At 65.5% G+C, this 10,636-nt stretch carries 10 protein-coding genes and 1 pseudogene; 4 read left to right on the forward strand and 7 right to left on the reverse strand.

The window, feature by feature from the left end:
* Positions 1-15: 15 nt before the first annotated feature.
* The gene (locus MOQ72_RS39110; RefSeq protein WP_242191018.1) at positions 16-1,257 is read right to left on the reverse strand and encodes an ATP-grasp domain-containing protein; all 1,242 of its coding nucleotides are present in this window, start codon (positions 1,255-1,257) and stop codon (positions 16-18) included.
* A gap of 1,009 nt (positions 1,258-2,266) precedes the next feature.
* Between MOQ72_RS39110 and MOQ72_RS39115 the strand changes: the two genes are divergently transcribed.
* From MOQ72_RS39115 to MOQ72_RS39125, 3 genes and pseudogenes are all read left to right on the forward strand, one after another.
* Positions 2,267-2,686: a hypothetical protein gene (locus MOQ72_RS39115; protein WP_242191019.1), complete on the forward strand. Its 420-nt coding sequence runs from the start codon at positions 2,267-2,269 to the stop codon at positions 2,684-2,686.
* Positions 2,687-2,869: 183 nt separating this feature from the next.
* Positions 2,870-3,076, forward strand: a pseudogene (locus MOQ72_RS39120) (diaminobutyrate--2-oxoglutarate transaminase); the annotation flags it as partial.
* 30 nt (positions 3,077-3,106) lie between these two features.
* Positions 3,107-3,517: an ectoine synthase gene (locus MOQ72_RS39125; RefSeq protein WP_242191020.1), complete on the forward strand. Its 411-nt coding sequence runs from the start codon at positions 3,107-3,109 to the stop codon at positions 3,515-3,517.
* Between the two features lie 291 nt (positions 3,518-3,808).
* On the opposite strand, the gene MOQ72_RS39130 is transcribed toward MOQ72_RS39125, so the two are convergent.
* The 6 genes from MOQ72_RS39130 to ldt-CoaP form a co-directional block, all read right to left on the reverse strand.
* On the reverse strand, positions 3,809-4,027 hold the full coding sequence (locus MOQ72_RS39130) for a hypothetical protein (RefSeq protein WP_242191021.1): 219 nt from the start codon (positions 4,025-4,027) through the stop codon (positions 3,809-3,811).
* Positions 4,028-4,628: 601 nt separating this feature from the next.
* Complete coding sequence (locus tag MOQ72_RS39135; RefSeq protein WP_242191022.1) at positions 4,629-4,796, reverse strand: hypothetical protein; 168 nt, start codon at positions 4,794-4,796, stop codon at positions 4,629-4,631.
* Positions 4,797-4,928: 132 nt separating this feature from the next.
* Positions 4,929-5,156 (reverse strand): hypothetical protein, encoded by a 228-nt coding sequence (locus MOQ72_RS39140; protein WP_242191023.1) that lies wholly within the window; start codon positions 5,154-5,156, stop codon positions 4,929-4,931.
* A gap of 279 nt (positions 5,157-5,435) precedes the next feature.
* Positions 5,436-5,939 carry an Asp23/Gls24 family envelope stress response protein gene (locus tag MOQ72_RS39145; RefSeq protein WP_372495635.1) on the reverse strand — a complete coding sequence of 168 codons (504 nt, stop codon included), beginning with the start codon at positions 5,937-5,939 and terminating at the stop codon, positions 5,436-5,438.
* 966 nt (positions 5,940-6,905) lie between these two features.
* Complete coding sequence (locus MOQ72_RS39150) at positions 6,906-7,541, reverse strand: choice-of-anchor P family protein (RefSeq protein WP_242191025.1); 636 nt, start codon at positions 7,539-7,541, stop codon at positions 6,906-6,908.
* Positions 7,542-7,619: 78 nt separating this feature from the next.
* The gene (gene ldt-CoaP, locus MOQ72_RS45445) at positions 7,620-8,486 is read right to left on the reverse strand and encodes a L,D-transpeptidase family protein (protein WP_242191026.1); all 867 of its coding nucleotides are present in this window, start codon (positions 8,484-8,486) and stop codon (positions 7,620-7,622) included.
* Between the two features lie 1,664 nt (positions 8,487-10,150).
* Between ldt-CoaP and MOQ72_RS39160 the strand changes: the two genes are divergently transcribed.
* Complete coding sequence (locus tag MOQ72_RS39160; protein WP_242191027.1) at positions 10,151-10,555, forward strand: hypothetical protein; 405 nt, start codon at positions 10,151-10,153, stop codon at positions 10,553-10,555.
* The last annotated feature ends 81 nt before the right edge of the window (positions 10,556-10,636 follow it).

Consider the following 10,636-nt stretch of genomic DNA (forward strand, 5'->3'; position numbering starts at 1 on the left):
GCGTCCACGGAGGCGTCAGACGTAGAAGTCGAGCTCTTCCTGCTTCTTCAGCAGTTCGCGCATCCGGTAAGGGTCCTCACCGAAGAAGTACACCAGGCCCCAGTGGGTCCCGAACGCGGTCCTCTTGGTGACCGTCTCCTCCAACGGCGCCGAGAGGTCGTGCGAATCATAGTAGTCGTCGTCCTCGGTTTGCTCCGGGATCTGCAGTTCGCTGACGACCCGGCGGCGTGGGTAGACACCGAAGCAGCCCGCGACCCCGGACGCGTCGACGACCTCGCGCGGGAAGAAGGCGTCGATCTCCTCCTCGGTGGTCTTCGGGTCGAAGGCCAGCACCAGCCCCTGGTAGGCGTTGAACCCGTATGCCCGCTCGAGCAGCTCGAAAACCTTGAAGCCCGGGGGCCGGTAGGCGACCTCGCCGAAGTACATCTCGCCGTCACTGGTGACGAAGTACTCCGGGTGCACGAAGCCGAACTCGATGTCGAACGTCTTGATGAGCTTCTCGATCTGCGCCGTGATCTGCGGCCGGTACCTCTCCAGTTCGGGGGTCGCCGGAACGAACACCGAGTACCCGAGCGTGACGTATTCGGAGATGTTGAGGAACTTGACCTTCCCGTTGTGGATCCACGCCTCGACGGCGAATTCCCAGCCGTCGAGGTGGGATTCCATGAGGACTGGGAACTCCTCGTCCGGGATCGTGTCGATCTCGTCGGGGGTGCGGATGACGCGGTGCCCGAGAGATCCGGCCTTGTCGAACGCCTTGAGGTGGATCGGGTCGTTCGGGTCGCCGTCGAGCTTCAGCAGTGTCTGGTTGACGCGCTTGAGGAAGCGGACCACGTCGTCCCGGTCGTGGGCCTCCTCGAAGATCCCGACCCGGATGCCGCCGAGCTGCGCGCGCCGCTTCATCAGCGCCTTGTCCCGCAGCAGCATGGCCTGGCCGAGCAGGCGCGGGTTGTCCAGGAGGACCGAGTTGATCGCCCCGGCCCACTCCACCGTCTCCTCGAACAGCGGGATCGCGACGTCGACGCCCTCCTCCTTGAGGGTCTCGGCGATCTCCATCGAGCGGTCGTTGAGCCGCTCGAAGTTCCACGGCACGTAGGGGATGTCGTGTTCGACGCAGTACTTCTCGGCCCAGTCCGGCGCCACGACGACATAACGCCGGTCGAACCGGTCGAGAGCCTCCACCGCGTTGAGGCTCCAGCCAAGGAGAGCTACGTATCCCTTATCCGAGTTCTTGGTGGCCGGTTCGGGCTGTGGCATGGGTCCGTTCCTCCATTTCGGCGAATTCAGTTCTCAACGGCGCGGGGGGTCCAGCCGCACCCCGGGATGTCTCCGCTGCGTGCTGAAGGGAAGGATCTGGTGACGCTCAGCCGCCGGCCTGGTGCTCGTGGATCCGGCGGCACCAGCCTGCGCAGCCGGTCGGCGACGGTGTCGGTGGTCAGCGGTGGGTGGGCGAGCCGGTCGCGAAGGCGGTGACTCCGTGGGAGATTCGTACACGGTCTCAAGGTGCCCCAGCAGCCGATTTGCCTCGAACCTGCCGCTCGGAGCTCGACGTCGGCATCCCCGGAGTACGCAACGGAAAACGGGCAGTTCGCCTTGCGCCATCGTCTCGCCGTGCTTGTCGCACATGACGATCAGAGGGAAGGCTCGCCCCGCCGAGCTGACGTAGTGCGGCGTGCTGGCCATCGCATCAGACTCTCCTCTAGACCCTTGATCCAGACTGGCATATGACCATGGTCCCGCACCAGGCGTTGCGTCCTAGATCGCTCGCATGGTCCCAGCTTCAATCGCTCTTCACTTGTCTCAGGGCAATCTTTTCGACCATCCCTCTTGACAAACCAAGCCCAACACGCCTCTAGTGAGCGGCATCCCGGAAACCGGGGTCTTACAAGGCCGGCTCGCCCATCACTGGCAAGGTGAGGAGGACGCACGACCGCATATGTCCAGAGCGGCCCCCGGGGCGCGGCGCAACGGTTCGGTTGCGATCAGTGTGGCGACGAACTTGAAGGCTCTACACTCTCAGTCCCCACATTCGGTGCGCAGCCAGGGCGGGGATCGTTGATCAGGCTCATGATCTTCGAATGTTCACGATCAATGTCCCTCCACACTGGACAAGCGCTCTGAGTTTGGCGAATACCGAGGCCGCGTGCCGCGTGGCATCCGGTGTGTCCCGCCGGTTGGCCTACGTCGATCAGCGGCCAGTTTTAGGTCATTTGCTGTTCGGGACCATCTAGCCCGCAGCACACGGTGCGATTGCGAGGAGGTCGCCTTGGCTACGGACAACAGACGGAAGGCGAACGCTAAGGACCCCGAGGCTACGGACAACGACTCCGCCAGACAGTCCGAGACTTCGACCGACGATGCTCCGGGCAAGGCCGCTCAGGAGGCTGGCAACGAATCCAGCGAGTCGCAACCTCAAGAAGCCCACGCCCGGGACGCTGCGAAGACCACCGGTGAGCACGCCAAAGACATGGTCAAAGGGGCCGCAAGCAAGGCGGGTGAGGCGGCCGCGGTCGCCAAGGACGCGGCCGGCAAGACCACAACGACGGCGGGCAGAGTCGGCGGCGTCCTCGTGCGATCATTACGCGAGATCGGCGGCGTCGTGAAGAGGGCAGCCGTCGACAGCGGCCGCGCGGTCAAAGAGACATGGCAGAAGAAGGGCAAGAACGGCCAATCGAGGGGTGAATGAACCCGGGGCGGCGGGCCGGACGGTGGCGACCGGGAGCGGGTATTCGCACTACACCAACGCTTGGGCATGGTGACCCGATGTCTGTGTTCAGCTCGCTGGTGTTCCAGACAGGAAATCCGATGCAGAAGCTGCGCCGCGGCCCGCAGCCACCACACGATCTCGGGTCGTCCCCACAACCCGGCGCGCGGTCTGGCCCGCGGTCTGGGCTTCGAGGACACCGACGTCGCGGGCAAGATCTCCAAGGCCGCGTTCGACCGCAAGCTGCTGCTCGAGACGTCGGGTCCGGACAGCGAGGTCATCAAGATCATGCCGCCGTTGACCGTCTCGGATGAAGAGCTCGAACAGGGACTTCAGATCATCCGCGACTCCGTGCAGGCTGTCGTCGCCTGAGCCGTCCACATTCCACCGAAGGAGCACATCTTGATCGTCCGCCACCTCGAAGAGATCGAGAACACCGACGCCGACATCAAGACCGAGAACTGGCGCAGCAAGCGCATCGTGCTGGCAAAAGAGAAAGTGGGCTTCTCGGTGCACGAGACCACGCTCTACGCGGGCACGGTGAACGACTTCTGGTACGCCAACCACATCGAAGCGGTGTTCATCGTCGAAGGTGAGGGTGAGATCACCGACAAGTCGACCGGGGAAACCCACCAGCTCAAGCCGGGCTCGCTGTACTTGCTGAACAACCACGACAAGCACCAGGTTCGACCGAAGACCGACATGAAGACGGTCTGCGTGTTCAACCCGCCCGTCACCGGGCGTGAGGTGCACGACGAGAACGGGGTGTACCCGCTGGTCGTCGAGGACGACGAACCGGCCGTCGCCAGCTGATCTCGTAAAACCCGCGTGGCGCGGGCTCATTCACCGCGAGTGGCGGGTAACCGGGTGCAGTCGGTTGCCCGCCACCCGCACATGACGGGTCTTCGGGCCCGCGCCTCTTCCTTGACGAGGAACCGAGAAATGGCGGCGGTGCCACGGGCACCAGCCGCTCCGGCGGGAATTCGCGAAGGAGGCGCGCGATGTGGCGTGCGGTGCCTTCCGGCGCCCATCCGGGCCGCACTGCGGCGGTCTGCTCCCTTTCGCGGCGGCGTCATGCACAGATTAGGGGAGATGAGTGCGTGGTTAGGTCCGATCGGGGTCGGCTTCCACGGGCCAGTCCGCCAGTTCCCGGGTGACGCGGGTGGCGTACTGGAGACCGGAGATTGTGCCCTCGAGATGCTGTGTACGGGCTGTGTCGGTGGTAGCTTCCAGCGCTTCTCGGGTGGCGTGCTCGGCCTTGGCCAAGCGGGCGAGCAGTTCGGCTGCCTCCACGGTCTGGGACGGTTTCGCAATCAGATTCATGGTGTCGTCGCCTCGCGTCGTCTATGGCGCCGCGGCGAGTCCTCGCCGCCCTGTCTCGCCCCAGCACGGCACTGGCCGAGGCCGCCGCGAGCGGGGTGGCGATGCGGGAGCGACCCGTGGATGCTGCGGTGCTGCCGGAGTCTCGTGTGTTACTTGACAACGAGCAAGGAATCTCGGGTGATCGGAGAAATCACACTGTGATGCTCACGGCCTGCGTGGGATGCAGACGCCCTGGCTGCGGACCCCGTGAGGGAACAAGGGCCTTCGGGAGATCGGGCGTGCTGGTCGCGTCGGAAGGCAGCGCGCACCAGCGGGAGATCAGGCGAGCTCTTCATCGGCGATGCGCAGTGTGGTGGCCGCAGAATGGAATGCCTGAGTCCGGTCAGGAGGGCTGCGCGGCGATGGGACTATGATCGAAGATCGGAACTACAGCATGACAGCGCTGAAACGCATCATGCGTTCCAGCCGTCTGATCTCGCCCAGCGAGGCCATCCGAGTCCTGCTCAGCGACCTGCGGGTGCTTCTTCCGCGACCACGAGCTCGACGATCGCCTCGAGGTTGCCTCGACTGGCTGAGCCCTGGCAGCCACTCACGCCGAGACCTAACGGCCAACCCATCCGGAAAGACGTTTGCCATATGGCAAATAGATGTTGTACTGTGCGTCGCGCTGGCCCACGATGGCGAGATCGGGCGAACGTGTGCCGCCATCGTTCTGGTGATGCGAGGCTTTTTTCAGGCTGCGGGTGTTGCTGCCGATGAACAGGGGCACCCGTGGCGCCTCGTCCCGCGTCGTACCGAGCCATGCTGGAAGCGTTGATCGCCGGTGAACGCGATTCACGGGCGCTGGCCGAGCTGACCCTGGCCAGACTGTGCGGGAAGGTCGACACCGTCAGCGAGGCGCTCACCAGAGTCTTCGACGGTCACTACGCGTTCCTGGCCCGATCCCGGGGATCTTCTGCACGACCGAGCTGGCGATCGTCGTCTTGCCCTGCGCGGTCTCGTCGGTCAGCCGGGCGGGCGAGGCGTCGCCACGGATGTCTGGGACGCGCCGGCTCTTGGTGCTGTTCGCGGGGCCGGTCTCGGCGTTGGCCGGTGCGGAACCGGTCGGCGTCGCGCTGGTCTGGGCCATGAAGTGCGCTCCTTTCCTGGGCGCCGACGTGTGCTCACGCGGCGACGTCCGGATGTTCGTGCGGGCCACGACCTCTTGCTGGTGTGTCCTCTCGCAGGTGAAACCAGCGTGCGTCCGGCGAGTCGACATCAGCCACCCGAGCGGTGCCACAACCAGAGGATCTCGTGTCGTGCCGAGCACGGCGTCACCGTCGGCCCCATCGGTCACTCGAACATCTCACGTAATGCAGGAACACAGCAGTGATTCAAAAGACTGGAGGTCACCGCCCCCACAGCCGGGTCACTCGACACGCGCCGGTGCACTCGGCCGCTCTTCGTCCTCGCCGGGCACGTGAATGTCGTTGACGGCGATGTTGACCTCGACGACCTCCAGCCCGGTCATGCGCTCCACGGCGGTGATGACGTTGCGGCGCACGTCTCGCGCCAGATCGACTAGCGCGGCCCCGAATTCCACCACAATCTCCAGGTCGATTGCGGCTTGCTTCTCGCCGACTTCGACGGCCACCCCGGGGGTCTGTGAAGCACTGGCTCCGGGGATGCGCTCCCGTAGTGCACCGAACGCCCGCGCCACGCCACCACCCAGCGCGGCCACACCAGAAACTTCGCGGGTGGCGATCGCGGCGATCTTTTGCACCACCGTCGGAGAGATCGATGTGCGCCCCTGGCTGGTCTCGATGACCTTACCCGCAGATTCCCTCTCAGCGACCCGTCCTGACGTGGTCGCCCCTCCCGACGTGGTGCTCGCGGTCTGCTTGCTCTGTGGGTCCGTCTCCTGCTTGTCCATCACCATCGCCTCCGCTCACGGGCAGGCTCACTTCGCGCGCACCTGTGGGCTGCCGCCGCGATCTCGGCTCTACTGCCTGCACCACGATCACGAGGTCGTCACCGCGCTCGGCGGTGAACCCGTCTTTGCGGGCTATCGCCGCGGCGCTGGCGGCGGATTGTTCGCGTCTTGCCGCACGGGCATGACAACTTTGACTGCGCTGGCTAGGTACGCATCATCAATCACCTGCACTGCCACCACCTCCGGCGATCGTGGCGCATATATATCGATGTACCCATAGCCGCCACGGCAGACACACGCCGTCCATGGCTGCCGCTGGCGGTACACGGCAGAGGCAGCGACGTGGGAGGGAACGCGCTCGCCCCTAACGCAGCGGCCGACGTTCAAGCCCAGCTCGTCGATCGCTCCTCGGCCGTGGGCGTTGCCGCGCGTGTGGGGCGGGGTTACGGACCTGGTCAAACTGCCCGTCTACAGCCAGCAGCGGGTGCCCGTCCCTGAAGTGCATCGAACGCGAACTCTTCAGGCCCCATAGCGCACAGGCACATCAACCGGTGGAGCACCGAGGTCGGGCCGCGCACGGTCGTCGCGATGCTCGTCGAACTCGTCAACGCAGCACTCGTGCCGAATCCGAGCCGCGTTACGCGCGCCAAGCGCATCAAGGTGTCCGCGACGACAACGGAGTGGCCTGCCAGCTGCCTGCACAGGCGGAGGGTGATTCCCCTATGGGTTCAGAGAGCAGCGTTGATCGTTAATGTCGGTCACTGCCTGGCTTGAGCCGCCTGGTCAGGCAGTTCCAAACGCCCCATCCCACCTGCGTTCTGCGCGGTGGGATGGGGCGGAATTGCGGTTTTCAGGTCCGGTTGGCGGTATGTGGCTGTGCTGGACCCGGTTCGTCCCGGCCGCGCGGTGAACCGGGACCTTGGGTCTACCTCACTGACCCTTCCATCCGGCCCAGGTTGTTGGCTGTCAGTGGGTCACGGGGAGGTGGCCGGGTACCGGCGTAGGTCGGGGCGCGTCGGCCGGGGGCGGTTGAGGGGTCTCGCCGCCGTCGCCCGGAGGCGGCGGAGGTGTGGTTTCCCCGACGGGCTGACCGCAGGTCGCCGACGCGACCTCGATGGTCTGTGTTCCTTCGACCACGAGGTGCACCGCGGTCACTGTCAGGGAGCCGTCGGCGTTTTCGGTCTGCTTGTTCAGCACTAGCGTTCCGCCTCCGGGGACGCTGATCTCGGTGTTGGGCGGTGGGGAGGCGTCGAGGGTCTCGCCTGCGAGCTGGACGTTGGCGATCGATGCGGTGCCCTCACCGTCGGAGCATTCGGCGCGGACCGCCGAGGCGGTGAGCTGGGCGGCCTGGACCTGCAGGTCCACCACGCTGCTGCTGGAGGTATCCTGCGTCGCCTTGGCATTGAGGGCTTGCGCACTGATCGAGCCGGCCGGGGCCGCGACTGTGGCAACCGACCGCTGCTTCTTCTCGTCGGAACTGGTCACAGCCGGGGTCGGCTCGATGGTGACCGGTCCGGTCGCCGAGATGCCGAACGCGGAGGAGGTCGCGTCCTCCGCGCCCTGGGCGGCTAGGGCCGACGACGCCATGAACAAGGCCGTCAAGGTGCCTGCTGCCCATGCGGTTCGTTTCTGTAACACGGTGCTCCTTTCTCAGTGGACTCCAACCGGCGGCGTCCAAGGTCAGTGGATCAGGACGAGCGTCCCTAGCGGCAGGGTGCTGAGCAGGGACAGCGCGTCGTCGGGCACGCGGATGCAGCCGTCGCTGGAGGGCGTGCCGAACGGGCTCGGGTCAGGCCAGCCATGCAGGGCGACGGTCCCAGGGCCGCCACCGAAGCTCGCGTAGGTATTGGAGTGCGCGCCCAGTGGCAGGATGAGCGGACTGAAGGTCTGCCGGGCATCCTGGAGCGAGGCCATGATGAACGTGCGGCCTTTGGGCGTTGGTGTTACGGGCTTTCCGACCCCGACGGTCCACCGGCCGATCTCCTTGCCGTTTTCGGTGACGAAAAGCTGGAACGACTCGGTCTCGACGTGCACTTCGAAGGCGCTACGCGCCACAGCGGCATCGGACGGCGCCAGGAATACCCATCCAGCGGCTCCGTTGGGACGGGCCGGCAATAACACCTTCGCCCACTTGTCGTGCCGGGCGACGACGGGGAGCCAGGTGGGCGAACCGATCTGCATCACCGGGATCCGGGCCACCGGACGCCCTCCGGGGCCGTCGAAGACGGGCAGCTCCCGATGGGGATGCAGCACGATTCCGTTGGTGCTGCGCACTTCCGCATCCAGCGGCGCGTCCGGAACGGCTCCGAAGGTGTCGGCGACGGGCAGACGTCCGAATGCATCCGCATCAACTGTCTTGGGCGCGACCTCGACGACACCGCTGTTCGGGGCGGACGGATGCGCTTGCGGTGCGCCACAAGCCCCGCTGGCCAGCAGGGCAACCGCAGCCAGGACGTGCAGTCCTCGCTGAGGAAATCGAAAGCCACTGCCACGAGCAGCCACAGCCGACTCACTCTTCTTCCTGTCACTCGCCGACGAGAACGACACCAAACTGCGTTTGCCTGGAACGGAACGACCGAGCAAGCGACGACAGCCCTAATGACAGCTCCTTCGCCACCGGCGCCAACAACGACTGCGGACCTGTCTGCTCGTGCCGACTACGTCCTGATCTTCGGGGTGGCGCGAACACTAGGGCCGGAGACAATCGGTGGTCAAGAGTGGGCAACTCGCCTAGCCAGCATCCCAAAACCCACACTCAGCAACCAAAAACACCTGATCAGCCGCAGTGGATCGACATAGTTCCGAAATTCACCACCGGCCGCTGGCGCCCGAACGCCCAGCACACCGAATGATCTCGATTCGGCAACTGTTTGTCCGATGGCAACATGTTGGACCGGGACCACACCAGCCGCTTTCACGATGATGCCTGCTACACCCGGAATGCAACTTCCCAGCAGCCTGCTGTGCTTACTGGCCATCTCGGTGAACGCCGAGGAGGATGGCCTGCTGGGGTGTGCAATCGCGACACGGCATTGCTGTGTGTGGGCGTTGATTCCGCTTGCCATAGCGGTTGCCGACGGCGCCCCTGGCTCGCGAGGAAGGCATATCGTGGGCACGCGCGGCCAAGCCTGCGACCTGGGATCCGCAGGCTTGGTGTTCTTGCTGTTGGTGCAATTGGGTCTCACGTGAATACCGCCCCTGCCAATCTTGTTGCCACACGACAACCATGTGCCGTCGGCATGGAGAGGGCTGCGGTGGCACAGCGGTGCCCCGGGCCGTGGTGGGTAAAGCCCGGGGCACCGGTGCCACACGAGTGGGGGTGTAGGTGCGGCATGGTCAACGGTAGCGGGTTGATCGGGCTCGGCGACCGCTGATCAGGTGATGCGGGCCGGGGCAGCGCGGAGCGTGCTCGCGGCCGCTGAGCTCGGGCGCGCAACTCGAGGTAGGACTGGCCCTGATGGAATCGCACCGAACTGTGCACCACCGGCGGCACCAGGCGGTTGCCGACGTTGACGGCCACGGGGTGTTCCTAATCAACAACCTTGCCCGGCAGCAAACATCCGCATTTCTTCCTATCGGGTGACTTGCGTCTGCAACCATCGGGTTTGCAGCCTGTTTTAGGTGCCGCCGCTCTCGGACTCACTGTCGTGCGCGGTAAGAGGCCGTCGGACGGTCAGGGTTCGGCGTCCCCCCGGTTGGGCGAGTCGGCGGAGAGACTGACTCGCCCAGTTGCGGCCCCGAATGGAGAGGAACCACCGTGAACCACCTGCCATCCGAACAACCGCTCCCACGGCAGGAGTCCACAGACGACACGAAGGCTGCGCCGGGGACGGAACTGTCGACGATGCGCCTGCTGTTCAACGCGGCCCGCGTGCAGCTCCGTTCGGTCCTGCCCGGACCGTCGACCAATGTGGAGCCCGCCGTCGGGGAGGGTGGCCGGGCCCCGGGCTCGGAGGAGGAGCCCGGGCCCCTGCCGCTGCGGAGGGAGCGCGGTAGCCCCGAACCTATGTCGATCGACGGATCGGCGCAGCCCAAGATCCCTGAACTGAGTTATCCGTCGAGCGGAGGCGCGAGACCGGGTGAGCGGTAACATGCCTGGGGGCCCGGCGATATCGAGGTGACCGCCGTACGCGTCCTGCGTCCCGGTCAGTGCTGCTGGCGTCGATCACACCCGTGTCGAGGTGGGTCGCCCGAGGACCGTGGAGATCGGGATGAGGTTCCTGGATTGCGATGGCAACGAGCTATGCGTTGGCGATGAGGTGACGGTCAACGCCAGTCCGGGAAGCCACGCCGCCGACGACCACCGCAGTCACGGCTCAATCGTCAAGCTCGGCCGCAAACTCGTCCACGTCCGGCTCGCCGATGGTGGCCACCGTCGGGCGGGAGACGGTGTGGTGCGAACGGTGCCGCCGGAAGATCTCCGAAAGGGGCTCCACGGCCACCCACGCCCGCAACGGGCAGTTCTAGGCCAACTGCAGAAACTCGCAGGCGACTCCCAACGCGACTATCTCGACCGCGTATTGGGCCATGCGGTCCACGCCGGGACCATCAGCCCGGCGCAGCACGAGGCGATCATGCTGCTCGCATACAGTCTCGACGAAGCCGGACGGCGCTAAAGCCTGATGCTCCTATAGATCGTCAAGTGGTGTGAGTGAGGTCGGCGGGGTTGTTGGTTGGCTGGCAGAGGATTGTGTAGA

The sequence above is a fragment of the Saccharopolyspora soli genome (assembly GCF_022678645.1).
GTDB lineage: Bacteria > Actinomycetota > Actinomycetes > Mycobacteriales > Pseudonocardiaceae > Saccharopolyspora > Saccharopolyspora soli.

Coding starts and splice junctions, on each gene's coding strand:
- MOQ72_RS39145 (WP_372495635.1), bottom strand. CDS start 5,939: ATGGACAAGCAGGAGACGGACCCACAGAGCAAGCAGACCGCGAGCACC.
- MOQ72_RS39160 (WP_242191027.1), top strand. CDS start 10,151: ATGAGGTTCCTGGATTGCGATGGCAACGAGCTATGCGTTGGCGATGAG.
- MOQ72_RS39140 (WP_242191023.1), bottom strand. CDS start 5,156: ATGGCCCAGACCAGCGCGACGCCGACCGGTTCCGCACCGGCCAACGCC.
- MOQ72_RS39130 (WP_242191021.1), bottom strand. CDS start 4,027: ATGAATCTGATTGCGAAACCGTCCCAGACCGTGGAGGCAGCCGAACTG.
- MOQ72_RS39110 (WP_242191018.1), bottom strand. CDS start 1,257: ATGCCACAGCCCGAACCGGCCACCAAGAACTCGGATAAGGGATACGTA.